Below are 25,052 nucleotides of genomic sequence, written 5' to 3' on the forward strand. Positions count from 1 at the left end.
CACGCGGCGACTTCGGCGAGGTGGGCGCGGTTTTCGCGCCGACCCACGGCTGTCAGGGGCGGTCGAACACCCGCGAGGTTTCGTCGGCGTCGCTGCCGGCCCACTTCAACACTGCCACGGCTCGGGTGCCGGAGCCGTCCGGGCGGCGGACCTCGGTCGCGCGCTTCGGCGGTCCCGCTCACTCGTGAGCGGGACGTGGACACGCGGTTGCGCACACGGCGGCGACGAGGGTGCGAGCGGGTCAGATCCGACCCTGGCGCTGCCGACGGCTTCGGCGCCGCGCCTTGTCTCAACCGTCTGTCGGCCGTGCCAGCTCTCCGAGCAGTTTCCAGGTGCGGCGACGGTCGGCCGCACCGCCCAGGTCCGTCGCCGTGAACACCACCTCCGTGGCTCCGGCCTCGCGGTATCGCCGCACCTCTGCGGCAACGGTCTCCTCGTCTCCTATCACGGCCAGATCGGCGGCCCGGGTGCCGCCGGAGAGCTGGATGACACGCTGGTAGGAAGGAAACCGCTCGTAGAACGCGAGCGCCTCGGTCGCGGACTCCCGTACTCCTTCCACGTCGGCGGTGACGACTCCGGGGACGAAGGCCACGATCCGCGGTGCGGGGCGGCCCGCCTCCTCGGCCGCGGCCGTCACGGCCGGGACGATGTGCTCGGCGAGTGCGCGCGGCCCGGCCAGCAAGGGAAGGATGCCGTCCGCGAGTTCGCCGGAGACGCGCAGCGCCTGTGGTCCCATCGCGGCCACCAGCAGCGGCACTTGGGGTTCGGCGCCCGGCACCGCCGCCGGCAGCGGTGTGGTGGCGGTCAGCAACTCCCCGTGGAAATCGGCACCGCCTGTTTCCACCAGTTGACGCAGGGCGGTGAGGAACTCGCGGAGCCGGGCGATGGGACGCTCGTACGGGATGCCGAAGCCTGCCTCGGTGAACTGCTTGGTACCGAGCGCGAGGCCGAGGTGATAGCGGCCGCCCGTCGCCGCCTGGGCTGTCTGGGCCTGGCTCGCGACCAGCAGCGGATGGCGGCCGAAGACGGGGATCGCCGCCGTCCCGACATGCAGTCCTGGCACCTCGCGCCCGACGATCGCGGCCAGGGAGGGAGAGTCGTACGCGAAGGTCTGACCGAACCATGCGGAACGCAGTCCGGCCTCATGGGCCTCTCTCGCAAGCCGCACCTTGCTCTCGATCGGGTGCTGGTCGGGGTTCGAACTGAGCGTCACTCCGATAGTCATGGTTGGGGCAACCGCCATGTGCGCGAGGGGCATTCCTGCTCCTGGATGACAAGCTTGTGGCGGCCTCGTAACGGGGATTCGCGGGTGGCCACCCGCCCGTCACGGCGCCCCGGCCGGTGGGCCGAGAACCGCCATGTCGGCTGTACCGAGGCTCCCTTCGCCCCCGACTCGCCGAGCGGGCCGGGCCGCTGCGGCCGCCTTGCCTTTGACGTACGCGTCAGGGATTAGCGTGCGTCGACCGGTACGGCCGGCAGGTCCGGTACGGCCCGACGGTCGCAGCCGGCCGCCCCAGCCCGGCGTCCGCAGCCGTGCCCCGCACCGGTTCCCGTCCACCCTCCCACCCGACGCCTGGAGTCGCTCGATGACCGCCGAACCGCCGCCCACGACCCGGGAGATCCGGCTCGTCCACGCGCCCGAACACCTCCCCCGCCCCGAACACTTCGCCCTCGTGGAGACCCCGCTCCCCTCACCCGGACCGGGCCAAGTCATCGTCCGTAACCGGTACTTCCTCGTCTTCCCAGGGCTGCGCACCCTCATCGGGGGTGAACCCGAGGGTGTGCCACTGCCTCCCCTCCATGTCGGTGACGCCCTGTTCGGCCCCGCCGTCGGCGAGGTCGTCGCCGTCGGCCCCGGCAGCGGGCTGCGCCCCGGTGACCAGGTGACGCACCTGCTGGGCTGGCGCGAACACGCGCTGCTGCCCGAGGCCGAGTGCGCACCCCTGGGCAATGCGCTGCCCGACCCCGTGGCGTACCTGTCGTCGGGGGTCGCCGCCTTCGCGGCGCTGACCCGGCTCGCCGCACTCCGCCCCGGCGACACAGTTCTCGTCACCGGAGCCGCGGGAGCCGTGGGCAGCCTGGCCGGGCAGGTGGCGCGGCTGCTGGGCGCCGCGCGGGTCGTCGGCAGCACCCGTTCACCGCACAAGGCTGAACGGCTCCGGGCCGAACTCGGCTACGACGCCGTGGTGGTGACGGGCGCGGCTCCGTTCGCCGAGCAACTGGCAGCGGCGGCGCCGGACGGCATCGACGTACTGCTGGACACGGTCGGCGGCGAGCAGCTGACCGCGGCGATCGGTGCGGCTCGCCGCGGCGCGCGGTTCGCACTGGTCGGCGCGCTCTCCGGGCAGCTGTCGCCCGAACCGGGGCGCGACGGCGGCGACGCACCGGCGGAGATCGACACCTTCCGCGTCATCACGCTGGGGGTCACCTTGCGCGGATTCAGCAGCGCGGATCTCGGCGAAGCGGCCGAGGAGTGGAACAAACAGTTCGGCGACTGGCTGCGCTCCGGCTCCATCGTCTTCCCGTACGCACGGATCCCGGGCATCGATCGGGCACCCTGGGCGTTGCAGGAACTGTTCGAGGGGCGGCACATCGGAACCGTCGTCGTGGAACTCCCGCCGGGATGACCGCGGGACGGCTACCTCGTGCCGCAGGCTCCGGCGCCGCTCGGCAGCACGGCAGCACGGCAGCACGGCAGCACAGCAGCACAGCAGCACGGCACAGGGTGGGGGCGAGAAGCGGGATGCGGATCGGGGATGCGGCGGGAGCGGCGGGTACGACGCCACGCGCACTGCGGTTCTACGAGGAGCGCGGTCTGCTGCCACCGCCGCGGCGCACGGCCGCGGGTCAGCGTGAGTACGGTCCGGCCGAGGTGGCCCGGGTCAAGGTCATCCGGGAGCTGCTCGCTCTCGGGCTCACGGTGGAAGACCTGTGCGGCCTGGGCGACCGCGTCCAGCTCCTCGTCGACGAGCCGCGTCGGCGGTGCACGGGGGACCCGGCCGGGCCCGGTGCCGGGGTCGTGCACCGCAGGCTTGCCGCCCTCGACGCCGAGATCGACCGCCTGACCAGGGTGCGCGCCCGTCTGGCGGGGCGGACGGGCGACACCGAGTGACCGTGCGTGCACGACCTGCCGCGTGAGCGGATGTCCCTCTGTCCTCGCGCCGGGACATCCGCGTCCTCCGCCCTGTGCTCCGGCCGGTTCAGGCGTCCAGGCGTCGCTTGGCGAGCCACGTGACCATCTTCGGGTCGTGGTGGTCGAAGAACAGGGTCTCTCCGGTGTCCAGGCCGGCTATGGCGGCCATCTGTTCGCCGGTGAGTTCGAAGTCGAAGATGTCGATGTTCTCCGCCATGCGCTCGGCGGGGACGGACTTGGGGATCGCCACGACCTCGCGCTGGGTCAGCCAGCGCAGCACGACCTGTGCCACGGACTTGCCGTGCTTCTCACCGATCTCGCTCAACAGCGGGTTGCTGAACAGGTCGTTCTTGCCCTCGGCGAAGCCGCCCCAGGACTGGATCTGGACGCCGTGCTCGCGCATGAGGACCTGGTCGGCGACCCGCTGGAAGAACGGGTGGGTCTCGATCTGGTCGACGGCGGGCGTGATCTCGTTGTTGGCGATCAGATCGACGAGGCGGTCGGGGTAGAAGTTGGCGACGCCGATCGCCTTGGCACGGCCCTCACGGTTGAGGGTCTCCATGGCGCGCCACTGGCCGTAGACGTCGCCGTACGGCTGGTGCATCAGGTACAGGTCGAGGTGGTCCAGGCCGAGCTTGCGCAAAGAGTCGTCGAAGGCGCGCCGGGTGTTCTCCTCCGCGGGCGCGTCCTGGACCCACAGCTTGGTGGTGACGAACAGGTCCTCGCGCGGAATGCCGCTGCCCTTGATGGCACGGCCGACGGCCTCCTCGTTGCCGTAGGCGGCGGCGGTGTCGAGCAGGCGGTATCCGGCGGCGAGGGCTTCGGTGACGGCCTGCTCGGTCTGCTCCGGCGGAATCTGGTAGACGCCGAAGCCGAGGACGGGCATCTCGACACCGTTGTTCAGCGTGACGGTCTGCATGGGGATCTTTCCTTGCTGTTCGGGTGTGTGTGTGGTGGATGGAAGGGAGCCGGGCGGTGTGCGGTCGATCGAGGGCCGGCGGGGTGGCCCGGTAGGCGTGCGGTATCTGGTCGAGGCCGAGGCTCCGGGTCGAAGAAGCGGCCGGGTGCTGGACCGCCCTTCCGGGCGGCGGACGGGACGAAGGGCCTGGTCAGCGTTCGAGCATCTGGCGCCCGGCCTCCGTGTGGGTCTCGCCGGCGGCCGGGGGCAGACTCCCGAGCCGCGTGAGCTGCTCGTCGGTCAGCCGGACGGCGTCGGCTGCGCTGTTCTCCTCGACCCGGTGGACCCGCTTGGTGCCGGGGATGGGCGCGATGTCGTCGCCCTGGGCGAGCAGCCAGGCCAGCGCGACCTGGGCCGCGGTGGCACCGGCCTCGGCGGCGACGGCCTGGACCTCGTCGGCGATCCGCAGGTTGCGCTGGAAGTTCTCGCCGGTGAAACGCGGGTTGCCGTGCCGGAAGTCGGACTCGTCGAACTCGTCGGCGGAACGGATCGTGCCCGTCAGGAAGCCGCGCCCGAGTGGCGAGAAGGGAACCAGGCCGATGCCCAGCTCGCGCAGCACCGGCAGCACCCGGTCCTCCAGTCCACGGGTCCACAGCGAGTACTCCGACTGGACCGCGGTGACCGGGTGCACGGCGTGGGCGCGACCGATGGTCTCCGGGCCCGCCTCGGACAGGCCGAACGCGCGGACCTTGCCCTCGGCGACCAGCTCGCCGATTGCGCCGGCGGTCTCCTCGATGGGCGTGTTCGGGTCGACGCGGTGCTGGTAGTACAGGTCGATGTGGTCGGTGCCCAGGCGCTCGAGCGAGCCCTCGACGGCCGTGCGGATGTTGGCCGGGCCACTGTCCAGGCTCCAGGGCCCTTGTCCGGCGTGCGAGACCAGACCGAACTTCGTCGCCAGCACGACCTGGTCGCGGTGGCCCTTCAGCGCCCGGCCGAGCAGTTCCTCGTTGGTGTACGGGCCGTAGATCTCGGCGGTGTCGATGAACGTCACCCCCAGCTCCAGGGCCCGGTGCACCGTGCGGATGGACTCCGCCTCGTCGGTCCCGGAGCCGGTGTAGCCGTGGGACATTCCCATCGCGCCGAGACCGATCCGGGAAACCTCCAGGTCACGCAGCTTGATGTAGCGCATTCGCTCTCTCCGGTTCCTCGCCTTTCGGCGGTTCCACTGTGGCCCCGTCACCCGGCCCGCGCCCGCTGTGGGCGACTCCTGGGCACTGGTCCGGCTTCCGGCCCGCACCGCGGCCGTGCTCACGGACCCCGCGGGGCGTCCTGGATCCCACCCTCGCGCGCTTTCGGTCCCTGTGGCAGGCCGAGCTCTTCGGGGGTAATGGCAGGGCCCCCCACCACGCCGCCGAGCAGATCAGTGCGGTGTGACACTGAAGTCATGGCACCTGAGCACACTCCCACCAGCGGCGGCGGAAGCGAGGGCGCGGAGCTGGGCCGGTTCCTGCGGGCCCGGCGTACGCAGACCACACCGGAGCAGGTCGGTCTCACGGTCGGCACCGGGCTGCGCCGCACTCCGGGGCTGCGCAGGGAGGAACTCGCGACGCTTTCCGGGATCAGCATCGACTACTACGTACGCCTGGAGCGCGGCAAGGAGACCCGGCCCAGCCCCGCCGTCCTCGACTCGCTCTCCCGCGCCCTCCAGCTCGACGACCAGGAGCACCAGCACCTGCGGGAGCTGGCCGCCCGCGCCGCGCGGTACGCCCCCGAGCCGCCGCCCCCACCGAGTCGCACCGTGCGCCCGCACCTCAGACTGCTCCTCGAGGCCATGCGGCCCAACCCCGCCTACATCGTCAGCCGCAGCATGGACGTCCTCGCCTGGAACCCGGGTGGACTGGCGTTGTACGCGGGCCTGGACGACTGGCCCGCCAAGCAGCGCAACCTCGCGCGCTACCTCTTCCTCCACCCGACCGCCCACGAGCTCTTCCCCGACTGGGACAACCAGGTCCGTTCCTGCGTCGCCCGGCTGCGCGCCATGGCCGGCACCGCGCCCGACGCCCCCGACCTGACCAACCTCGTCGGCGAACTCCTGCTCAAGAGCCCCGACTTCGCGAAACTCTGGGAGCGCTACGAGGTGACCGGCCGCAAACCCGTGCACAAGACGTTCCACCATCCTCACGTCGGCACGATCAGCCTCGTCCCCCAGTCCATGCATCTGGAAGGCACCCCCGGCCAGCGCCTCGGCGTCTACACCGCCGAACCCGGCACGCCCGACCACGACGCCCTGCTCCTGCTCGACATGACCGCGCCCCCGTCGGCCCCGCACTCCACTCCGTCGGACCAGAGCTCGTCCCACCACCGGCCCTGACGCCCGCCTGCCCGCGCGGAACGCCGGATGCCACCGACGGCGCGGGAGGGCGTGTGCACTCGCCGGGACGATCAAGTGATGTCCGGCCGGCCGCTGTTGGACCCGGGGTGATTCGGCAGCCCACCAGCGCCTGGCCAACGAGACCCAGCCGGCTCAGGACAGCCTCCGACCAGCCCTGCGCCCACCGAGAGGTGCGGGAAAACTTAACATCCCGGGCGAGGCCGGATAGTCTCCCGTAGACCTCAACTCCTCATCACTGCAAGCGCCCTGGAGAAGGCTCGGTGGCAGCGGATCCTCACGCCCAACTCGCCGAACGGCGAGCGTAGCCAGCCGTGAGCCACCCTCATCGATCTTGCGCCCGACGGCGACCGGGCGACGTCCTCAGGCGCTTGGGGCAGAGCGTCGCGCCGCCCGGAACCGGAAGAGACCACGGGGAGAATGGTGCGTAGGAACAAGGAGATGCGCAGGCTTGCCGACGCGCTCATCGATCCCATCCGGGTGAAGCTTCCCGCGGACCCCGAGGAGTTGTTCGCCGCGCTCGTCACGTCGGTCAACGAGTGGCGGGGACGCGAGGTCCTCGTCCACAAGGCCGCCTTCCCCCCGAACACCGCGACCGGGCTCTGGCTCGAGCGCGACACCTACGACGACGTCATCATCGAGGAGCGCGCCGCCCTGTGGCACCAGGTCGTGATCTTCGGTCACGAGGTGTGGCACATGAGCCAGGGACACGCGGCACCACCGCACCAGCTGGGCGTTCCCCAGGACTCCCAACCGGCCGCCGCCCGCACGGACTTCAGCCTGCGGGCCGAGCAGGATGCCGACCTGTTCGGCATGCTGCTCGGGCGACGTCTCAGAGCGCTGCTCGAGGCATCCGACCACTCCGTCCTCGCGTCCGGGGCCGATGGCGCCGGCGACCTCGCCAGCCGCATCGGGGCTGCCCTCAACTACCGCGGGACACGACGATGAGCGGTCTGATCAACTATGTGAGCTGCGGCGTGCTGTGGCTCGGCCTCACGGTGCGGGCGCCCGATCTCGTACGCCACTGGCGTGATCCCATCCTGCGCGTCATCTGTACGGTCATGGCTCTCGCCAGCCTGTGCTTCCTTCTGGGCGCACCGCCCACGGTAGGGGCGATCAACCGCGTCAGCGGCATCCCCAATCTCGCCGCGCCGCTGACCTATGCGTCCATCACCGCCTACAGCGCCATGTCGCTGGTGCTGATCGTCTACTGGCAGGGCGGATCGCATGTCCGCCGGATCGTCCGCTGTCTGATGAGCGGCTACTCCCTCGTCCTCGTCGTCATCGCCGTGCTGTTCGCGCTCGGGGACACGCCCTTGGAGCGTCGCACCGATTTCGACACGTACTACGCGACGACCCCCTTCACCGCCGAGATGATCGTGCTGTATCTGCTCGCTCACCTGGCCGCCGTGGTGACGACGGCGATGTGGTCACTGCGCTGGGCGCGCGAGGTCCGCGGCTGGCTCCGCGCGGGCCTGCTGGCCATGGGGGCCGGGACGGTGGTCGGTGCCGGGTACAGCGTCTCCAAGCTCACGGCTGTCGTCGCACGCTGGTGCGGCCCGGACTGGTCGGCACTGGACACGGAACTGTCGCCCGGATTCGCGGGCCTCAGCGCTCTGCTGACGGTCACGGGGATCCTCGTCCCCTGGGCCGGGCCCGGCCTGACGGTCTGGCTCCTCTCCTGGCGCAGTTACGTGCGCCTTGCGCCGCTCGAACAAGAACTGGACGACGTGCTGACGCGCCGCAGTCTGCGGCTGCCACGCCCACGGCCGTCCTCGCCCGCCACCCTGCTCATCTGGCGCCAGACCAGCATCCACAACGCCCTGAGCCACCTCGACACGCTGTTCAGCCGTGAGTTGTACGAACAGACCCGTGACGCCGCGCTGCGAGCGACCGGCGACCAGGAGCGGGCCCAGGCCGCGGGCTGGGCCGCCATCATCGCGGCGGCCATGAGGGACGAGCGAAGCGGGCAGCCGGCTCCCGACTCCTCGCAGGGGGCCGGCCGCAGGCTCCCGGCACCGGATGCCTCGGCTCTCGTCCGTATCGCCGAGGCTCTGTCCGCGGCCGGCACCGTCGCGGGCACGCGAACTCACCGCAGGACGGCCACCCGGGGCGCCGTATGAACCATACGGCGCCGGCATCAGCGCCGTTCTCCACCGCACGGGGCGCTGAACGGAGTTCTCACCGATGAGTCTTGTCGTCTACCTGGCGGCCGGGCTGTTAGCCCTGTCCGCCGTCCTGCTGTTCCGCCGACCGCGCACGGCGCTGCGCAATCCGCTGACCGCCTCCACCTGTGCCGCCGTCTCGATCGGTGCGGTCTGCTTCACGTGCTCCGCACCCGTCACCCTGTCCGCGGTCAACCGCCTCACCGGCATACCCAACTTCGGTGCCCCGCTGACGTACAGCATGATCTCCGCATACAGCTGCTCCGTGATCATTCTGCTGATCCAGTGGAGAGGCGGTCCGCCCGAACGGGTCAGGCGCAGCACGCTGCACGCCATCGTCGTCTACGGCCTGCTGATCGCCGCCATCATCGTCCTCTTCACCCTGGCGGACGCGCGTACCGAGAGACTCAACGATCTCGACACCTACTACGCGAACACGCCGTACATGCGCGAGATGATCGTGCTGTACCTGGTCGGCCACGGTGCCTGCGCCCTCGTGATGAGTGCCGTGTGCGTGACATGGCTGCGCGAGGTGACGGGCCCGCTCCGCACGGGACTTCGCCTCATCCTCCTCGGCCTGCTGCTGGACGTCGTCGGTTTCGAGATCGCCAAGATCACCGCTGTGGTGGCGCGGTGGCTGGGCCACGACCTCGACGTGCTCTCCACGACGGTCGCCCCGCCCGTGGTCTCCCTCGGCGCGCTGTTCTGCTCCGCCGGCTTCACGCTCCCCAGACTCCTGCCGCCGGCCATCACCCACTGGCGCAGTCTGACCGACTACCGCAGGCTGACTCCCCTGTGGAAGGAGGTGAAGCGGGCAGCGACCGTCCCGAAGCCTTCGCCCTCCTGGTGGGAACTCCCGCACGCGCGGCTCCAATGGCTGGAGGTATCCATTCACGACGCCCTCCTCGCCCTGGCCCCCCTCTTCGACGACCGGGTGCGCCGGATCTCGCTGGCCACGGCGCTCGACGCGGGCTTGTCCCCCAGCCAGGCCCGCGTGGTAGCGGAGGCGGCCATGCTCGCCGACGCCGCACGGCAGGCGGACACCCCCGATGACGACCAGCTCAAAGAACCCAGCGATTACCGCCTGCACGCCACCAACGCCCTCGGCACGACGGGACTGGTGGAACTCGCCCAGGCCATGGGCCAATCGCCCCTCGTCGCCGCAGCCCGTCAGGGATCGGTGACAGCATTCCGTGACTGAATTCAAGGAGCACCATGAGTAGAGCTGTCGTCATCGGAGCCGGACTGGGCGGTGTACTGGCGGCGGCGGCGCTGTCCCCTCTCGTCGACGAGGTGATCGTGCTGGACCGCGACGACCTGCCCGACGGGCCGGAGCACCGGAAGGGGGTCCCTCAAGGACGTCACGCGCACCTTCTGCTGCCCGGTGGGCTGGCCGCCATGGAGTACCTGGTGCCGAAGATCAGCATCAGGGATCACCTCCTCGCCGCTGGTGCCCACGAGATATCGCTCAGCTCGGACGTGGTGACCCTGAGCCCGGAAGGCTGGTTCCGCCGCTGGCGGCAGAGCGACCACCACATGATCACCTGCAGTCGGGCACTCCTGGACTGGGCCGTGCGATCGGCGGTCACCGACAACACGGGCAACGTCGAGATCCGCACCGCGCAGGTGGCCGAACTGACCGGCAGCGCCCAGCGCGTCCACGGCGTCCGCGTGGACACACCCACAGGACCCTCGGAACTCGACGCCGACATCGTCGTCGACGCCAGCGGACGCGGCTCGCGCATCCTCACCTGGCTGACCGACCTCGGCATCACCGGCATAGACGAGAAGAACGTCGACTCCGGTCTCGTCAACGCCACCCGTATCTACCGCACCCCGCCAGGGGCGGAAGACTTCCCGCTGACCATGGTGCAGGCCAACCCCTACGTGTTCCGGCCGGGCCGCAGCGCGGTGATCGTCCCCATCGAGGGCAACCGCTGGATGGTCAGCCTCGCGGGCTCCCGGGGCGGAGAGCCCCCGGCCGATCCGGAGGGCTTCCTGCGGTACACCCTCGACCTCCCTCACCCCATCGTGGGCCGGCTCATCTCCGGAGCCGAGCCCCTCACCGACGTGTTCGTCAGCCACAGCACGAGCAACTCCCGGCGCTACCTGGAAAAGGCGCGGGCGTGGCCGGACGGCCTCGTCGTCCTCGGCGACGCGCTCGCCACCTTCAACCCCGCCTACGGGCAGGGCATGTCGGTGGCGGCACTCGGCGCCCAGGCCCTCCGGCACCAGCTGGAGAATGCCGACCTGGCCACCCCCGGCCTCGCCCGCAAGGTGCAGCGCGCCGCCGCCAAGTTCGTCGAGACGGCGTGGAGTGTCGCGGTCGGCCAGGACGGGATGTACCCGGAGGTCCGCGGCGGGAAGCGGACCGCAGCCGACCGCGTGGCCGGCCGGTACACACGCCGCCTCATGAAGGCCGCGACCGGTTCGTACACCGCCGCGACCGCTCTGTGGGATGTGACCGGCCTCAAAGCGGGCCCCACCCGTCTGCTGCGCCCCAAAACCGTGCTCGCCGCCCTCACCGGTTCCCCGCTGCCCCCTCTGTCGGAGCCCCCTCTGACACCACGTGAACGCGAGCTCCTCGACGCCCTCGACACCACCTCCGGAGAGGGAGCCCCGTCGTCCACGCCCGCGTAGGGACGTGGGCCCCGCCTCTTGGCTTCAGCACGCAGGGACTGGCCGACAGACCGAGCCGTCATCCAGAGGCATCGTGGACAGCATGTTCGACACACCGGGGGAAGCGCTGGCCCACGTCGCGGCCGTCCGGTTGGACGGGGCCCTGGAGGTGCTCGCCGCCCGGACTACGAGCCGGCCTGCCGGACGGAGGCAGAGGAGCGGCTCCGCACGGATGATCCCTCCGCCCAGCGGGAGCCGGCCGGAACGCAGGCCGAGCAGTACCGCGGGGCGGCCGCTGCGCGGGTGGGATAGCGGGCGCACGGCCGCGGACCGTCCGCGGCCGGCCTCGCGGCACCCCTGCGCCGCGGTCGGATCCGGAACGGCACGGGCAGTACGGCGCGCAAGGCGTACGGCAGCGGCTGCGGCTGCGGCTGCGCGACGGGTTCGAGACGGATGCGGCCCGGCATGAGCCTCATGCCCCCGGAGCCCGGGTACCGGTTCGCCGGCTCGCTTGTGTGTGATCCCGCACGATGATCTTGCCGGTGTTCTCGCCCCGCAACATGCCCAGGAACGCGTGGACGATGCCCTCGAACCCGTCGACCACCGCTTCGTCCAGTGCGAGTCGTCCGCTCTGCAGATGCGGTACGGCGAAGTCGTACAACTCCTGCTGCACGTCGCGGTAGTTGCTGACCAGGAAGCCCTCCATGCGGAGGCTCTTCTCCACGATGTCCGCGTGGTTGAAGCGGGGCGCCGGTGCGTCGGGGGTGTTGTACTGGCTGATCGTGCCGACGCGGACGATGCGTCCGAACTCGCGCAGTACCCCTATCGCCGCGGCCAGTTGCTCGCCGCCGACGTTGTCGACGAACACGTCGACGCCGCCCGGCGCGGCCTTGCCGAGCAGGTCGGCGGCGGGTCCGTCGTGGTAGTCGAAGACGGCGTCGTAGCCCACCTCCCGCATGAGGTGGCCGGCCTTCGCCTCGGAGCCCGCGCTGCCCACGAGCCGTCCGGCGCCGAGGAGTCGGGCGAAGCGCCCGGTCGCCGTGCCGACCCCGCCCGCGGCAGCCGACACGAACAGGTCCTCCCCCTCCTGGAGCCGGGCGATCCGGGTCAGCCCCACATAGGCGGTCAGGCCGGTACCTCCGAGGGTGCTCAGGTAAGCGGTCAGGGGCACCCCTTGGAAGCGGGGCAGCCGCCGGATCTCCTGAGGGGTGACCACCGCGTGAGTCCGCCAGCCCTGCCGGTGGAACACGATCTCGCCCTCGGCCAGTTGGGGCGTGCGTGAGCCGATCACCCGCCCGATGGTGCGGCCTTCCAGCGGTGCGTCGAGCACGAAGCCGCCGGGCACGTCGTCCATCATCTCGCGGTGGTAGGGGTCGACGGACCAGTAGAGGTTCTCCACGAGCGCGCTCCCGACGGTGGGTTCGGGAAGCGTGGACTCGACGAAGGCGAAGTGTTCGGCGGTGGGAAAGCCGTGAGGACGGGCGGTCTGGTGCACGGTGAGCGCGGTCTCGTTCATGTCCGGACCGTAGGGCGGGAATGGGCCGCCGGGGCAGACGGTTGGGCTCATGCGACACACCGTTCCATGAGTACTTCTCATACGTTGAGGTGAGCGCCCCGTGGCCCGCACGATCGACTCCGATCTTGCCCCGCACGAACTCCGCGTCCTGGTGGCGGTCGCGGACACCGGCGGCTTCTCCGCCGCGGCCGGCACACTCGGTCTGACCCAGTCCGCGGTCTCCCACTCGGTTCGCGGCAGCGAGCGCAAGATCGGTACCGTCCTCTTCGACCGTGGCCGCACCGGCGCCCGCGCCACCCCGGCCGGGGCCAAGGCCGTCGCGCACGCCCGCCGCGTCCTCCGCCTGCTCGACGTCCTGACGGCCGAGGCACGTGGCGCGGCCCGGCCCGATGCCGCGGAGGGCATTCTGCGGATCGTGGCTTTCCGCAGCGCCGCTCTCCACCTGCTGCCGCCTGTCCTGCGGCGGCTGCGGTCCCGGCACCCCGGCATCGAACCGCGGGTGCGGATCGTCCGCGAGGTGGGACGCGGCACCGCGGGCGAAGTGGCCGACGGGAAGGCCGACATAGGCATCGCCACACTGGGCGGCTCCGCGCCGCTGCCACCGGGTCTGATCGCGAGCGGACTCTTCGAAGAGCCGTACGCCCTGGTGCACGCGGCGGGCCACACCACCCCGCGCTCGTTGCCGCTGGTCGACTGGGCCGAGAACTGCGGCTCGTACACTCGCGACTGGTGGTCCGCTCAGGACTGGATCCCCACGGCTACCGTGGAGGCCGAGGACGACGGAGCGGTGCTCTCCCTGGTGAGCGGAGGCCACGGAATGGCGATCATGCCCGCACTCTCCCTAACCGCCGCACCGACCTCGGTCGGAATCACCGACCTCGGCCCCGAAGGCCCGACACGCCAGGTCGGCTACGTCACCACCTCCGAACTGGCCGGATCGGCAGTCGTACGCGCCTTGGTCAGAGAACTGCGGGCGACGGGATCGCGGGGCGTGTGCCTTCCCGGCTCCGGAGCTTGATCAGCTCACCTGGGAGGCCATGGGCCCGTTCCTTGATGGCGGGGACTCCGTGTATCGCGGGCGTATCGAAAATCGCATACGCCACCGCAACGGCCCTCCGTCTCCAATGAGGGCATGGACCACAGCCCCTCCCCGTCGGCACCGCCCGGCCGCACACGCAGGATCGTGCTTCTCAGCCTTGCGATCCTCGGCATGGCGGGCGCCGTGTTCGTCGTACGGCGGCCGCTCATGATGTCCGCTCCGATGTGCATGGCCGGGCGGTGGCACGGCTGCTTCGACACGTTCAACGGTGTGGTGCTCATGACGTTGGTCGCGCTGCCGTTGTCCGCCCTGGTGGTGTGGGCTCTGGCGCGCCGTCGGCGTGCCGCCGGCGTGCCGCCGGCGTGGGCGTGGCGGAAGTCGCTGGCCGAGGTGGGCATGGTCCACGGGACGGTGCCGTTCCTGTGGATGACCATGATGCCGGGCGGCGGGCCCGGCGTCGCTCCCCGGCGGGTGAGCCTGGTACCGCTGCGGGATCTGGTGACGATGGGGCCGGGCGGGATCGTCGGCAACCTGCTGGTCTTCGCGGCGCTGGGGTTCTTCGCCCCGATGCGGTTCGCGGCGGCGGCGTCCGTGCCGCGGATCCTGGCGCTCGGGGCGGGCTGCTCGGTACTGGTCGAGGTCGCGCAGTACGTCCTGTGGCTGGACCGGGTGTCCTCCGTGGACGACGTACTGGTCAACGCCGCCGGCGCCGTGCTGGCCGCGCTGGCGTCGCGCCGCTGGTGGCGCACGACGGCGGAAGCGCCGTCGGACCGGCCTCGCCCCGTGCTGACACCGGCAGGCTGAGGCTCCTGTCCGGTATGCACGCGTCTTCGCATACGTCGGCGATATGTTGTGCTGCTTAGGCTTCGGACATGCGCGTACTGATCGTGGAGGACGAGCCCTACCTGGCCGAGGCCGTCCGTGACGGTCTGCGGCTGGAGGCGATCGCCGCCGACATCGCCGGCGACGGTGACTCCGCCCTGGAACTGCTCAGCGTCAACTCCTACGACCTCGCGGTCCTCGACCGCGACATCCCCGGCCCCTCCGGGGACGAGGTCGCCCGGCGCATCGTCGCCTCCGGCAGCGGCATCCCCATCCTCATGCTCACCGCTGCCGACCGGATCGACGACAAGGCTTCCGGGTTCGGGCTCGGCGCCGACGACTACCTCACCAAACCGTTCGAGCTGCGGGAGCTCGTCCTGCGGCTGAGGGCGCTCGACCGCAGGCGCGCGTACGCCCGGCCCCCGGTCCGCGAGATCGCGGGCCTGCGGCTCGATCCCTTCCGCCGGGAGGTCTTCCGCGACGGACGCTACGTCGCACTCACCCGCAAGCAGTTCGCCGTGCTGGAAGTCCTCGTCGCCGCCGAGGGAGGGGTCATCAGCGCCGAGGAGCTGCTGGAACGGGCCTGGGACGAGAACGCCGACCCCCTCACGAACGCCGTGCGCATCACCGTCTCCGCACTGCGCAAACGGCTCGGCGAACCATGGGTCATCGCCACGGTGCCCGGCGTCGGCTACCGCATCGACACGCAAGCAGAGGCCGGACGCGAGGGAGGAGACCGTGGATAGAGCGCCCGTGGACAGAGCGCCCGGGTTGAGCGTTCGCTTCAAGATCACCCTCAGCTACGCCGGATTCCTCATGCTGGCCGGCGTCCTGCTGCTCGCGGCGGTGTGGGTGTTCCTCCTGCGTTACGTCCCCGATCGCGCACTCATCGTCCCCGGGTCCACCGACACCCCCACCTCTGGTGTCTTTCCCATCCGGTCCAACCTCCTGCACGTCTTCGCTCCGAGGGCAGCCGCCGTACTGGCGTTCCTGCTGGTGCTCGGCCTCGTGGGAGGGTGGATCCTCGCCGGCCGGATGCTCGCACCGCTCACACAGATCACGGATGCGGCACGGACGGCCGGGAACGGGTCGCTGTCCCACCGGATCCGTATGAAGGGCCGCCAGGACGAATTCCGTGAACTCTCCGACGCCTTCGACTCGATGCTCGGACAGCTCGAGTCCCACGTCGCCGAACAGCGACGTTTCGCGGCGAACGCCTCCCACGAGCTGCGCACCCCGCTGGCGATCTCGCGGACGCTCCTCGACGTCGCCCGCAAGGACCCCACGCGGGACCGGGGCGAACTCATCGAACGCCTGCAGGCTGTCAATACGCGGGCGATCGACCTCACCGAGGCCCTCCTGCTGCTCAGCCGCGGCGACCGCGGAAACGTCACCCGCGAGAGCGTCGACCTCTCCCTCATCGCCGAAGAAGCCGCCGAAACGCTGCTTCCCCTCGCCGAACAGCGCCGGATCACCCTCGACGTCACCGGCGGGGCGGCCCGGACCAGCGGCTCCGCGGAACTCCTGATGCGGATGGTGACGAACCTCGTCCAGAACGCCATCGTCCACAACCTCCCCGCCGGCGGCACCGTGACGGTCCGCACCGGGACGCACGGCGACACGAGCGTGCTGAGGGTCGAGAACACGGGCCGCCGGCTCCCGCCGGAACTGGTACCGACCCTCACCGAACCCTTCCAGCGCGGAACGGAACGCGTCCGCACCGACGAGCACGTCGGCATCGGCCTCGGGCTTGCCATCGTGCAGAGCATCGTCCGCGCCCACGAAGGGACCCTCGACCTCGTCCCCCGGCCCTCCGGCGGTCTCCTCGTCACGGTCCGGCTTCCCGGCACGCCGTAGGCACGTCCCCGAGCGGGGCCACCAGGTCCTCCGGGACGCCCGGTGAACGGGCCGTTCACTACCCCGTGCGTTCCCAGCCGCGGCGCGGTGCCCGGGTGCCGGTTGGCCGAGGAGCCCAGCAGGTTGGTCCGCCAAATGGTCAGCACCCGGGGGAAGTTCTCCGGAGCGTCCGGGTCCTCACCCGCGAACCGCAGCCGCCCCGACTTGAGTTCGTCCACCACATGCTCGGCGACCGGACGGCCCGCGGCGTCGGCGTCGTCCGCCAGGTCCAGCGGGTTGCGGTCGAAGGTGGGGTAGGACGGCATCCAGCCCATCCGCGCCGACTGGGCGATGACGTCCGCCGTGGTCTTCCCTGCGAACGGGCCGCTCCTGCCGGGACCGGCCGCCGCGAGGGTGTCCGCGGAGAAGGGGTCGTAGCGGAACTGGTCGGCGTGCAGGTACCAGTACGCGGTCTGGATCATGAGCCGGGCCGGCCGGTTCCAGTCGGCGGCGGTCGCGATCGCCGAGTATCCGGTGATCGGGCGGACCTTCTCCTGACCGACATAGTGCGCCCAGCCGCCCCCGTTGACGCCCTGGCAGCGGGTGAGGGTGGTCAGCGTCAGGAAGGAACGGTAGATCGTGTCGGAGTGGAACCAGTGATTGGTGCCCGCCCCCATGACGATCATCGAACGACCTCCGGACTCCTCGGCGTTGGCGGCGAACTCGCGGGCGATACGGGCCGCCCGCCCGGCGTCCACACCCGTGATCGCCGCCTGCCAGGCCGGGGTGTACGGCTCCTCCGCGTCCTCGTACGACGTCGGCCACCGGCCGGGCAGGCCGTCGCGGCCCACTCCGTACTGGGCCAGCATCAGGTCGTACACCGTGGTCACCAGACGCCCGGCCACCCGGCGCACCGGCACCCCGCGCCGCAGTTGTCCCGCGCTGCCGTCCGGCGCGTCGAAGCGGGGCAGGCCGACCGTGACCGGTGGCTCGTCAGCGCCGTCGACGGACAGCAAGGGGTCGGTGTCGCCGAGGTCGAGGTTCCATCTTCCGGCCCCGGACTCGCCGTAGCGGTCGCCGAGCGTACCGTTCGGCACCACGGGTTCTCCCGTGGCCGCGTCCAGCAGCACGGTGCGGACTCCGCGTGCTCGGCCTCGGCCGCCGCGCCACCGAGGTCGGCGGCGGTCAGGAACTTGCCCGGCTCGTAGGTGCCCGGTTCGGCCCCGGACTCGTCGAGCGTGACCAGGAACGGCAGGTCGGTGTACCGCTTCACGTACGACGTGAAGTACTCCGTCGGCCGGTCGACGAAGAACTCCTGGAGGATCACATGGCCCATGGCCAGGGCGCCGTCGGTGCCGGGCTGGGCGGGAAGCCACTCGTCGGCGAACTTCACGTTGTCCGCGTAGTCCGGCGCCACCGCGACGACCTTCTGGCCGCGGTAACGTGCCTCGGCCATCCAGTGGGCGTCCGGGGTCCGCGTCACCGGCAGGTTGGAACCCCACATGATCAGGTATCCGGCGTCCCACCAGTCCCCCGACTCCGGCACGTCGGGTCTGGTCGCCGAACACCTGCGGCGAGGCGACGGGCAGGTCGGCGTTTCGCCGGGGCCCTCGGGCCCTCACCCGCAGAAGGCGGATCCCTCGAACGCCGTTCGGCAGCCCTGCCTGCCCGGGAGTAGGGCCGACCGGCCCTACTCGGTCCCGGCGCGCGGAGGGACGATGGTTCGATGTCCCAGTCCGACGCCTTTCACGAGCTCGACCGGCAGGAGTGCATGCGCCTCCTGGCCAAGGTCCCGGTCGGCCGCGTGGTGTACACCCGACAGGCGCTGCCCGCGGTCCTTCCCGTCAACTTCCGCCTGGACACGGACGCCTCCGTCCTGCTGCGCACCTCGGCGGACTCGGATCTCGTCCGCGCCGTCGACGGCGTCGTGGTCGCCTTCGAGGCGGACGAGTTCGACGCGGCGACCCGGTCCGGCTGGAGTGTGGTCGTCACCGGACGGGCCACCGTCATGACGGACCCCGCCGACCGGGAGCGGCTGTCGCAGGTCGGCCTCATTTCTTGGATGCCTTTGCGGAACGCCGTGTTCGTGCGGATCGAATCCGAGATGGTCACCGGACGCGAACTGCGGGGAGCCCGCGGCACGGAGTGACGCCGCAGTCCGAGGCAGCGGCGGGCTTTCGCCTCCTGACGCGCGGACGGGCCTGCGCGGGCCGGCCTGCGCGGGCCGGCCTGCGCGGGCCGGCCTGCGCGGGCCGGCCTGTACAAGGGGCTCAGCGGACGGGCGTGACGAACTCGGGCTGGTCGAGCAGGCGCAGCCAGCTGCCGTCGGGCTGGCGCCGGACGACCTGCGCCCGGGCACCGGCTCCGTCCTTCGGCGGGGTCGAGGTGAGGGCGATGCCGTCGCTGATCAGTGTCGGCAGCGGCTGTTCCGGCTCGATGCGGGGACGGTTGGCCAGCACCTTTTCCCACAGTGCCCGGATCGCCTCCCGGCCCACCGTCCGGCCACCGGGCGGGTAGGCAATCACCGCGTCCTCTTCATAGAGCGCGGCGACTCCGGCAGCGTCACCGGCGTTGGACCGTTCGACGAACAAGCGCGTGATGTCTTCGGGCCGCATGGCCTTCTCGTACTCCGGCACGGGTGCCTCCTGCCGTCGGTTTCGGTGCGTCCCGGCGTGGTCGCGAGTCCCAGCGTGGTAGCACGCCGATCAGAAGTCCAATAGATGGATTCACTGAAAGCTAGAATCGACAGTTATGGAACTGAGGCAGTTGGAGTACTTCGTCGCGGTCGCCGAGGAGCGGAGCTTCACCCGGGCGGCCGAGCGAGTCCACATCAGCCAGCCCGGTGTCAGCGCTCAGATCCGCCGGCTGGAGCGTGAGCTCGGTGCCGATCTGTTCGACCGGTCGGCGCGCACCGCCACCCTTACGGCCGCGGGCAAGGCCGCGCTCGAACACGCCCGCGCCGCGCTCGCCGCGGCCGGGGCCGTGGGCCAGGCGGTGGGCGAGGTCTCGGACCTGATCCGGGGCCGGCTCACGATCGGGATGGTCATGGGCTGCACTCTCACGCCGCTGTTCGACGCCCTCGCCGCGTTCCACCGGGCGCATCCCGGTGTGGAGCTCTCGCTGCTGGAGCACAACTCCGACCGGCTCGTCGAGGAGGTACGCGCCGGCACCGTCGACGTGGCTCTCATCGGGACCGTGACCGCCGACCCGGATGGGCTGGAGTCGCTCACCCTCGCGAGCGAGCGGCTCGTGGTGGCGGTCCCGGCCGGGCACCCCTTGGCGAAACAGCGGCGGGTCACTCTCCGCGAGGTGGTCGCCCATCCGATCGTGTGCATGCCGCCCGGCACCGGGTTGCGCTCCGCGCTGGACCGCGCCTGCGCGGCACAGGGCCTCCAACCCGTGATCGCGTTGCAGGCCGGCGTCGCGGACGCCATCGCCGACCTCGCCGCCCGCGGTCTCGGCGCCGCCATCCTCAGCACCTCCATGGCCGCGGGCCACAGCGACCGTCTCACCGCCCGCACCATCGATGACGCCGAGACACCAGCGTTGCTCGCCCTGGTCTGGAAAAGCACGACCAGCCCCGCCGTGCGCGAGTTCCTGGCCCACAGCCGGCAGGCGTTCACCGGCCCGACGCGGGCGACCGGGGCATCAGGTCCGCGATCGGGGGTACTCCCCCCTGTGGAGGTTCATGATGTTCAAGGCAGGTGACATCCGCGAATGGCGTGGTCACGACGTGGTGGACCCCGGTGGCCACAAGATCGGCGTTCTCGAGTCCGTCTACGTCGACACGGCGACCGACAGCCCTTCCTTCGCGACGGTGACGGTGGGCCTGCCCACGCGCCGTCGCCTGGTGTTCGTTCCTCTCGACGGCGCGACCGTCGGGCCGGGGTACCTGAAGGTCGCCCACGACAGGAACCTGGTGAAGAAGGCCCCCTCCATCGACACGGACGGCGTGCTGCCCGCCGAGGACGAACCGGGAGTCTTCGCCCACTACGAACTCGACTACATGACGGGCGTCAAGGGCGAGCGGCGCCTCGCCCGTCGCTGATCCGCCGAAGCCGCCTGGAGAACCGATGAGCCTGTTTCTGTTCCTGCTCCTTGTAGCCCTCGTCCTGGGCATCATCGGGTTCGCCGCGCACGGACTGTTCTACCTGCTGATCATCGGCTGCCTCGTCCTGCTCGCCGATCTCGCCTACGCCGGCATGCGCTTCCGTCGCGGCGGCCGAAAGCATCGCATGGCCCGGTGAGCCCGACCGTCCCGGCCGTCGGCCCGGCCTCGGAGGCTTCAGGGCATCGTCGGGAATTCGAACCCGGACAGAGCTTCATCGCTTCAGACTGAATCCATGTCTGCCCTGTGGAGCTTGCTTGCCGCCCCTGTCGGAGCGGTCGCGACGACGCTGATCGGAGTCTTCGCGGGTAGTACGGTCAGCAGGAGAGCACAGGACAGGCACTGGGTCCGGGACCAAGTGACGTCGACCTGCGCACGCGTACTCCGTGAGTCATCGGGCGTACTCGTGGGTCTCAGCGAGATGGAGTCCAGTCGCTCGGACTCCGTTCCTCACGGTGTCGTCATCCCTACGACCATCGACTGGCGGCCGTGGAACGAGGCGCTGAGCATGGTCAACCTCGTCGCCGACCAGGACATCGCGGAAGCCGCACACGCCCTGGACGAGCAGATATGGCGTCTTCACACCATGGTCAAACGAGGCCTGCGCCCCGAGGAGAACTGGTTCGCCCTTCGTGCGCGCGTGGAAGCGGCGCAGAACGGCTTCATCGTCACCGCGCGGCACCGGCTCTCGCTCGCCGGGGATCCACTTCGGCGCTTCTCCGGGCGACCGGCACCGGACGACCCGATCTGGTCCTCATGATCAGGCAGTGCCGGAATCAGGGCCGCCGGCGCCTCGAACGCAGAGGGATCAGAGCGCTCATGGCCGGGTCCGCGCTCTCCCGCACCCGGCCATGACCGTCGTACCCCTCACGGCTCGTCGGCCGGAACCGGCGCCGCGTGACCGGAGTTGTCCTCACCCGCCCAGGTACGGGCTGTAGAGCGCGGACAGGAAGCGGGTGACGATGACCTCGCGGGTCGCCGCCGGGAGTGCGTCCAGGAGGCGGTTGACCGGGGCCATGCGGGCCGCGTTGTCGCCGGTCAGGTCGACGCCCGCAGCGGGGAGCAGTGCCGCGAAGGACGCGTTGTCGAGTTCGGTCAGGTCCACCTGCTGGAGCAGGTCGACGATGTCCGCGGGGGGCGTCGGAGGGCCGAGCGGACGGACGATGTCGACGCATTCGCGCAGGACCGCGAGCAGATTCTCGACGCCGTGCTCGCTGACCCCGGTGAGGGTCAGGTGCAGGTTGGCCGGGAGGCCGTCGAGGGTGAGCTGGGGCTGGAGGAAGAAGCCCCGGGCGCGGGTCTCGTCGGCGAGGGCGAAGAGGTCGAGCGGGGTGTCGGCGGTCGGATCGGTACCGATGGCGACGAGGGTGGCTTCGGGGGTGCCGAGGACGGTGAGGCCGTCGATGGCCTCGACGCCGCTGATCAGTCTGCGGGTCGCGGACAGGGCGGCGCGGCCGAGTTCGCGGTAGCCGTCGGCGCCGAGGGCCTGCAGCGTGGCCCACGCCCCGGCAAGGGGGCCGGCGCCCTTGCTGCTCTGGATGGTGGAGTTGACGACGGTGTAGCCGGGCCAGGTGGCGCAGGCGTAGTAGGAGTTCAGGCGCAGGGCCTCGTCGCGGAACAGCAGCACGGAGGCGCCCTTGGGGGCGTACCCGAACTTGTGCAGGTCGCAGGAGAGGGACGTGACGCCGGGGACGGAGAGGTCGAAGGCCGGGACGGGCGCGCCGGCCTCGGCGAGCCAGGGCAGCAGCCAGCCGCCGACGCAGGCGTCGACATGGCAGGGGATGCCGCGGGCGGCGGCGTCGGCGGCTATCTCGGCGACCGGGTCGATGACGCCGTGGGCATAGGACGGGGCGGAGGCGACGACAAGAACGGTGTTCTCGTTGCAGAGCGCCGCCACGGCTGCGGGGTCGGCCCGGTAGGTCACCGGGTCCACCGGTGCGCTGCGCACCGTGACCCGCAGGTAGCTGCCGGCCTTGTGGAAGGCGGCGTGGGCGGTCACGGGGACGACGATCTCCGGGGCGGGGATGTCCGGGCGGGCGTCCCGGGCGGCCTTCACCGCCAGGATGATCGACTCGGTTCCGCCGCTGGTGAAGATGCCCGGGGTGGTGTCGTCGCCGCCGAGTCGGGCGGCGGTCGCGCCGACGACCTGGCGTTCCAGGGCGACGATGCTGGGGAACGCGGTCGGGTCCAGGCCGTTGACCTCCATCATGGACAGATAGGCCCGCTCGGCGGCTTCGCGCACTTCGGGACGGCCGCTGTCGTAGACGTAGGCGGTGGTGTGCCCGCCTCGGGTCGGCAGGTCTCCGGCGGTGAGGACGGCGAGTTCGGCGAGGAGGTCGGTACCGGTGCGGCCGCTCTCGGGCAGACCGGGGTGGGCGGCCCGGGCGGGGGCCCGCTGAGGAGTCGTCATCAGATGGATTCCGTTTCTTGCCGGTCGCGGCGGCGGCCGTAGGCGCGCAGGGCGGGCAGGGAGAGCAGCATGAGCAGGGCGGGGACCAGGCTGAAGCCCAGCAGGATGCCGGTTCGTGCGGCGGCGGTCTGAGCGACGGGATGGTCCAGGGTCGAGGAGACGAAGCCGGTCGCGGCCAGAGCTATCGAGTACGCGCCGGGGCCGGCCGCGAGGCCGACGGTCTCGCCGGCCGTCCACAGCCCGGTGAACGCGCCCGACTGGACCTGGCCGGTCCTGGCCATGTCGGCGTGCACCGTGTCGGGCAGCAGGGCGAGCGGCAGGACCTGCAGGGCCGCGTAGCAGATGCCGAGCAGCCCGCAGAGCGCGAGCGTCGCGACGACCGCGGCGGTGCCGTTTCCGGCAGCCGGGAAGAGGGCCGCGGCGCCTACGGCGTAGCCGCAGGTCGCGACCGTGAGACAGCGCAGCCGCCCCCAGCGTCCGGCGGCTTTGGCCCACAGGGGAACGGCGATCGCGCTCGGTGCGACCAGGCAGACGAACAGGACCGAGGTCAGGCCGTAGCCACCGAGGCGGTAGGTGGCGACGTAGGGTGCCGCGGCGAGCATGATCGCGACGGCGGCGGCCTGCAGCACGAAGGAGGCCAGCAACGCGAAGAACGCCCGATTGCCGCGTGCGGTCCGGAAGGCCGCGACCAGGCCGAGGGGTTCGCGTCCGGGATGTGAGCGCACCCAGCGGGTACCGAGGGCGGGCACCAGCAGGACGGCCGTGATGACCAGGCCCACGGTCAGCCCCATCGCTCCGTATCCTGACCGGCCGCCGCCTGCGACGCCGACCAGGGCGGGGGCCGCGCCGCCCGCGACGAGGATGCCCAGGGTCAGGAAGACGATCCGCCAGACCATGATCCGGGTGCGGACGGCCGGGACGGACGACATCTCGGCCGGCAGGGCGACGTACGGAACCTGGAACAGCGAGAAGGCGCTCGCGGCCAGTACGAAGGTGACGGTCACCCAGACGACCGCACCGGTGCCGGTCATCGGTGACAGGAACATCGCCGCGAACGCGGCCGGCAGGGCGAGCGCTCCCGCGACGAGCAGCCGCGTACGTCGGCCGGTGCGGACGGCCTCACGGTCGCTGGCGGCACCGACCAACGGGTTGAACACGGCGTCCCAGGCCTTGGGCAGCGTGACCACGAGTCCGGCGACACCGGCGGGGACGCCCAGCGCGTCGGTCATGAAGTAGAGGAGCAGCAGGCCGGGGACGGTGGAGAACACGCCGGTGCCGACCGAGCCGAGGCCGTAGACGAAGAGGCGGCGGCGGGTGAGTTCGGCGGCGGGGCTCGCGGGGAGCACGGCGGTCGTCATCCGTGCCCCTGGTCGCGTGCTTCCCGGGCACCGAGCCCGAGATCTCGCAAGACGAGGGCACGCAGGTGCGCGCGGAAGCGCGGGACCTCGGCGCGGATGCCCGAACGGCAGAAACCGTGGGTGCTCCAGAGCACCGTCCAGACGGTCATCTCGACGTCGGCGGGCGCGGCGGTCCCGGCCGGCAGTGCGGCCGGGACGACCTCGCGCACCGTGTCACGGACGGACTCGATCAGCGGTCGCGCGTAGGTGGCCTCCAGATCCGCGAACTCGGCGGCGTCCGAGAGCCAGCGGCGCATCCACAGGGCAGGGATGTGTGGCTGGTCGAGACAGAAGTCGAGGTACCGGTCGACCAGGCCGGTGACGGCCGCGACCGGATCGGTGGGCGCGAGCGCCCGGAACGCGACCAGCGCGTCCGTCAGCACCCGCTGCTCGGCGAGGTGGGCGCGGAGCATGACCTCGCGGTAGAGATCCGGCTTCCCGCCGACGTGGTAGGCGACGGTGGCCATGTTCAGGCCCGCCTCGGCGGCGATCCGGCGGGTGCTGGTCCCGTCGTAGCCGTTGTCGGCGAAGAGGGAGGTGGCGGCCGCGATGATGCGTTCACGACTGGCATCGGCGGGCGGTGGGTCGGGGGCCGGCGAGGCGGGCGGCGAGTCTGACATGGCGGGGAGACTACGCCGCTGGAGACCCCCGATCAATCGATTGATGGAGAGGATTTCGATGGCCTCGTCCTGCCTCTCCGCGAGGGCCCCGAGAGGCAGA

General features: G+C 71.1%; 24 protein-coding genes and 1 pseudogene. 16 read left to right on the forward strand and 9 right to left on the reverse strand.

The features are described 5' to 3' along the window. Positions 1–289: 289 nt before the first annotated feature. Positions 290–1,225, reverse strand: a complete 936-nt coding sequence (locus ACWD68_RS02485) for an LLM class F420-dependent oxidoreductase (protein ID WP_451804605.1) — start codon at positions 1,223–1,225, stop codon at positions 290–292. A gap of 361 nt (positions 1,226–1,586) precedes the next feature. On the opposite strand from ACWD68_RS02485, the gene ACWD68_RS02490 reads away from it, so the two are divergent. Together ACWD68_RS02490 and ACWD68_RS02495 are read left to right on the forward strand one after the other, a co-directional pair. Next, positions 1,587–2,627, forward strand: a complete 1,041-nt coding sequence (locus ACWD68_RS02490; protein ID WP_451804606.1) for an MDR family NADP-dependent oxidoreductase — start codon at positions 1,587–1,589, stop codon at positions 2,625–2,627. 116 nt (positions 2,628–2,743) lie between these two features. Beyond that, positions 2,744–3,112 carry a MerR family transcriptional regulator gene (locus ACWD68_RS02495; protein ID WP_451804607.1) on the forward strand — a complete coding sequence of 123 codons (369 nt, stop codon included), beginning with the start codon at positions 2,744–2,746 and terminating at the stop codon, positions 3,110–3,112. A gap of 88 nt (positions 3,113–3,200) precedes the next feature. Here ACWD68_RS02495 and ACWD68_RS02500 read toward each other — a convergent pair whose 3' ends face one another. Further along, entirely contained in the window at positions 3,201–4,052 is an 852-nt protein-coding gene (locus ACWD68_RS02500; RefSeq protein ID WP_451804608.1) for an aldo/keto reductase, read from the reverse strand. A gap of 190 nt (positions 4,053–4,242) precedes the next feature. After that, on the reverse strand, positions 4,243–5,220 hold the full coding sequence (locus ACWD68_RS02505) for an aldo/keto reductase (RefSeq protein ID WP_451804609.1): 978 nt from the start codon (positions 5,218–5,220) through the stop codon (positions 4,243–4,245). A 255-nt stretch (positions 5,221–5,475) separates the two neighbouring features. Here ACWD68_RS02505 and ACWD68_RS02510 point away from each other — a divergent pair, with 255 nt between their 5' ends. From ACWD68_RS02510 to ACWD68_RS02530, 5 genes are all read left to right on the forward strand, one after another. After that, complete coding sequence (locus ACWD68_RS02510) at positions 5,476–6,402, forward strand: helix-turn-helix transcriptional regulator (protein WP_451804610.1); 927 nt, start codon at positions 5,476–5,478, stop codon at positions 6,400–6,402. Positions 6,403–6,861: 459 nt separating this feature from the next. Next, a complete protein-coding gene (locus ACWD68_RS02515) occupies positions 6,862–7,368 on the forward strand; it encodes a toxin (protein WP_451804611.1) in 507 nt (168 codons plus the stop codon). Continuing rightward, positions 7,365–8,543, forward strand: coding sequence for an MAB_1171c family putative transporter (locus ACWD68_RS02520; RefSeq protein ID WP_451804612.1), 1,179 nt, complete (start codon positions 7,365–7,367; stop codon positions 8,541–8,543). The genes ACWD68_RS02515 and ACWD68_RS02520 overlap by 4 nt, the downstream gene beginning before the upstream one ends. A 64-nt stretch (positions 8,544–8,607) precedes the next feature. Next, positions 8,608–9,786, forward strand: a complete 1,179-nt coding sequence (locus ACWD68_RS02525; RefSeq protein WP_451804613.1) for an MAB_1171c family putative transporter — start codon at positions 8,608–8,610, stop codon at positions 9,784–9,786. Between the two features lie 14 nt (positions 9,787–9,800). Continuing rightward, the gene (locus tag ACWD68_RS02530) at positions 9,801–11,225 is read left to right on the forward strand and encodes an FAD-dependent oxidoreductase (protein ID WP_451804614.1); all 1,425 of its coding nucleotides are present in this window, start codon (positions 9,801–9,803) and stop codon (positions 11,223–11,225) included. Positions 11,226–11,676: 451 nt separating this feature from the next. On the opposite strand, the gene ACWD68_RS02535 is transcribed toward ACWD68_RS02530, so the two are convergent. Then, positions 11,677–12,720 (reverse strand): NADP-dependent oxidoreductase, encoded by a 1,044-nt coding sequence (locus ACWD68_RS02535; RefSeq protein ID WP_451804615.1) that lies wholly within the window; start codon positions 12,718–12,720, stop codon positions 11,677–11,679. A gap of 100 nt (positions 12,721–12,820) precedes the next feature. Here ACWD68_RS02535 and ACWD68_RS02540 point away from each other — a divergent pair, with 100 nt between their 5' ends. The 4 genes from ACWD68_RS02540 to ACWD68_RS02555 all read left to right on the forward strand — a co-directional run bounded on the left by ACWD68_RS02540 (position 12,821) and on the right by ACWD68_RS02555 (position 16,438). Further along, positions 12,821–13,738 (forward strand): LysR family transcriptional regulator, encoded by a 918-nt coding sequence (locus tag ACWD68_RS02540; protein WP_451804616.1) that lies wholly within the window; start codon positions 12,821–12,823, stop codon positions 13,736–13,738. A gap of 114 nt (positions 13,739–13,852) precedes the next feature. Next, a complete protein-coding gene (locus ACWD68_RS02545) occupies positions 13,853–14,563 on the forward strand; it encodes a VanZ family protein (RefSeq protein ID WP_451804617.1) in 711 nt (236 codons plus the stop codon). A gap of 68 nt (positions 14,564–14,631) precedes the next feature. Further along, the gene (locus ACWD68_RS02550) at positions 14,632–15,327 is read left to right on the forward strand and encodes a response regulator transcription factor (protein WP_451804618.1); all 696 of its coding nucleotides are present in this window, start codon (positions 14,632–14,634) and stop codon (positions 15,325–15,327) included. A 7-nt stretch (positions 15,328–15,334) separates the two neighbouring features. Then, positions 15,335–16,438: a sensor histidine kinase gene (locus tag ACWD68_RS02555; RefSeq protein ID WP_451804679.1), complete on the forward strand. Its 1,104-nt coding sequence runs from the start codon at positions 15,335–15,337 to the stop codon at positions 16,436–16,438. Positions 16,439–16,542: 104 nt separating this feature from the next. Here ACWD68_RS02555 and ACWD68_RS02560 read toward each other — a convergent pair. Then, positions 16,543–18,012, reverse strand: a pseudogene (locus tag ACWD68_RS02560) (molybdopterin-dependent oxidoreductase); the annotation flags it as partial. A gap of 131 nt (positions 18,013–18,143) precedes the next feature. On the opposite strand from ACWD68_RS02560, the gene ACWD68_RS02565 reads away from it, so the two are divergent. Next, a complete protein-coding gene (locus ACWD68_RS02565) occupies positions 18,144–18,566 on the forward strand; it encodes a pyridoxamine 5'-phosphate oxidase family protein (protein WP_451804619.1) in 423 nt (140 codons plus the stop codon). Between the two features lie 121 nt (positions 18,567–18,687). On the opposite strand, the gene ACWD68_RS02570 is transcribed toward ACWD68_RS02565, so the two are convergent. Beyond that, positions 18,688–19,053, reverse strand: coding sequence for a YybH family protein (locus ACWD68_RS02570; protein ID WP_451804620.1), 366 nt, complete (start codon positions 19,051–19,053; stop codon positions 18,688–18,690). A 115-nt stretch (positions 19,054–19,168) separates the two neighbouring features. Here ACWD68_RS02570 and ACWD68_RS02575 point away from each other — a divergent pair, with 115 nt between their 5' ends. The 4 genes from ACWD68_RS02575 to ACWD68_RS02590 all read left to right on the forward strand — a co-directional run bounded on the left by ACWD68_RS02575 (position 19,169) and on the right by ACWD68_RS02590 (position 21,285). Beyond that, the gene (locus ACWD68_RS02575) at positions 19,169–20,125 is read left to right on the forward strand and encodes a LysR family transcriptional regulator (RefSeq protein WP_451804621.1); all 957 of its coding nucleotides are present in this window, start codon (positions 19,169–19,171) and stop codon (positions 20,123–20,125) included. Further along, positions 20,109–20,465, forward strand: coding sequence for a PRC-barrel domain-containing protein (locus ACWD68_RS02580; RefSeq protein ID WP_451804680.1), 357 nt, complete (start codon positions 20,109–20,111; stop codon positions 20,463–20,465). The genes ACWD68_RS02575 and ACWD68_RS02580 overlap by 17 nt, the downstream gene beginning before the upstream one ends. A 25-nt stretch (positions 20,466–20,490) precedes the next feature. Beyond that, a complete protein-coding gene (locus tag ACWD68_RS02585) occupies positions 20,491–20,664 on the forward strand; it encodes a hypothetical protein (protein WP_356757293.1) in 174 nt (57 codons plus the stop codon). 282 nt (positions 20,665–20,946) lie between these two features. After that, positions 20,947–21,285, forward strand: a complete 339-nt coding sequence (locus tag ACWD68_RS02590) for a hypothetical protein (RefSeq protein WP_451804622.1) — start codon at positions 20,947–20,949, stop codon at positions 21,283–21,285. A gap of 153 nt (positions 21,286–21,438) precedes the next feature. Here the strand turns inward: ACWD68_RS02590 and ACWD68_RS02595 are convergent, their stop codons facing one another. The 3 genes from ACWD68_RS02595 to ACWD68_RS02605 are packed head-to-tail and all read right to left on the reverse strand — an operon-like array spanning position 21,439 to position 24,952. After that, a complete protein-coding gene (locus ACWD68_RS02595; RefSeq protein WP_451804623.1) occupies positions 21,439–22,935 on the reverse strand; it encodes a pyridoxal phosphate-dependent decarboxylase family protein in 1,497 nt (498 codons plus the stop codon). Further along, entirely contained in the window at positions 22,935–24,293 is a 1,359-nt protein-coding gene (locus ACWD68_RS02600) for an MFS transporter (RefSeq protein ID WP_451804624.1), read from the reverse strand. The genes ACWD68_RS02595 and ACWD68_RS02600 overlap by 1 nt, the downstream gene beginning before the upstream one ends. Further along, positions 24,290–24,952, reverse strand: a complete 663-nt coding sequence (locus tag ACWD68_RS02605) for a TetR/AcrR family transcriptional regulator (protein WP_451804625.1) — start codon at positions 24,950–24,952, stop codon at positions 24,290–24,292. The genes ACWD68_RS02600 and ACWD68_RS02605 overlap by 4 nt, the downstream gene beginning before the upstream one ends. Positions 24,953–25,052: the final 100 nt, after the last annotated feature.

The organism is Streptomyces sp. NPDC005141 (genome assembly GCF_053599975.1).

Bases quoted from the DNA above. Each gene is read 5' to 3' on its own strand.
- ACWD68_RS02485 (WP_451804605.1), bottom strand. From the start codon at position 1,225: ATGACTATCGGAGTGACGCTCAGTTCGAACCCCGACCAGCACCCGATC.
- ACWD68_RS02490 (WP_451804606.1), top strand. From the start codon at position 1,587: ATGACCGCCGAACCGCCGCCCACGACCCGGGAGATCCGGCTCGTCCAC.
- ACWD68_RS02495 (WP_451804607.1), top strand. From the start codon at position 2,744: ATGCGGATCGGGGATGCGGCGGGAGCGGCGGGTACGACGCCACGCGCA.
- ACWD68_RS02500 (WP_451804608.1), bottom strand. From the start codon at position 4,052: ATGCAGACCGTCACGCTGAACAACGGTGTCGAGATGCCCGTCCTCGGC.
- ACWD68_RS02505 (WP_451804609.1), bottom strand. From the start codon at position 5,220: ATGCGCTACATCAAGCTGCGTGACCTGGAGGTTTCCCGGATCGGTCTC.
- ACWD68_RS02510 (WP_451804610.1), top strand. From the start codon at position 5,476: ATGGCACCTGAGCACACTCCCACCAGCGGCGGCGGAAGCGAGGGCGCG.
- ACWD68_RS02515 (WP_451804611.1), top strand. From the start codon at position 6,862: ATGCGCAGGCTTGCCGACGCGCTCATCGATCCCATCCGGGTGAAGCTT.
- ACWD68_RS02520 (WP_451804612.1), top strand. From the start codon at position 7,365: ATGAGCGGTCTGATCAACTATGTGAGCTGCGGCGTGCTGTGGCTCGGC.
- ACWD68_RS02525 (WP_451804613.1), top strand. From the start codon at position 8,608: ATGAGTCTTGTCGTCTACCTGGCGGCCGGGCTGTTAGCCCTGTCCGCC.
- ACWD68_RS02530 (WP_451804614.1), top strand. From the start codon at position 9,801: ATGAGTAGAGCTGTCGTCATCGGAGCCGGACTGGGCGGTGTACTGGCG.
- ACWD68_RS02535 (WP_451804615.1), bottom strand. From the start codon at position 12,720: ATGAACGAGACCGCGCTCACCGTGCACCAGACCGCCCGTCCTCACGGC.
- ACWD68_RS02545 (WP_451804617.1), top strand. From the start codon at position 13,853: ATGGACCACAGCCCCTCCCCGTCGGCACCGCCCGGCCGCACACGCAGG.
- ACWD68_RS02550 (WP_451804618.1), top strand. From the start codon at position 14,632: ATGCGCGTACTGATCGTGGAGGACGAGCCCTACCTGGCCGAGGCCGTC.
- ACWD68_RS02565 (WP_451804619.1), top strand. From the start codon at position 18,144: ATGTCCCAGTCCGACGCCTTTCACGAGCTCGACCGGCAGGAGTGCATG.
- ACWD68_RS02575 (WP_451804621.1), top strand. From the start codon at position 19,169: ATGGAACTGAGGCAGTTGGAGTACTTCGTCGCGGTCGCCGAGGAGCGG.
- ACWD68_RS02580 (WP_451804680.1), top strand. From the start codon at position 20,109: ATGTTCAAGGCAGGTGACATCCGCGAATGGCGTGGTCACGACGTGGTG.
- ACWD68_RS02585 (WP_356757293.1), top strand. From the start codon at position 20,491: ATGAGCCTGTTTCTGTTCCTGCTCCTTGTAGCCCTCGTCCTGGGCATC.
- ACWD68_RS02590 (WP_451804622.1), top strand. From the start codon at position 20,947: ATGGAGTCCAGTCGCTCGGACTCCGTTCCTCACGGTGTCGTCATCCCT.
- ACWD68_RS02595 (WP_451804623.1), bottom strand. From the start codon at position 22,935: ATGACGACTCCTCAGCGGGCCCCCGCCCGGGCCGCCCACCCCGGTCTG.
- ACWD68_RS02600 (WP_451804624.1), bottom strand. From the start codon at position 24,293: ATGACGACCGCCGTGCTCCCCGCGAGCCCCGCCGCCGAACTCACCCGC.
- ACWD68_RS02605 (WP_451804625.1), bottom strand. From the start codon at position 24,952: ATGTCAGACTCGCCGCCCGCCTCGCCGGCCCCCGACCCACCGCCCGCC.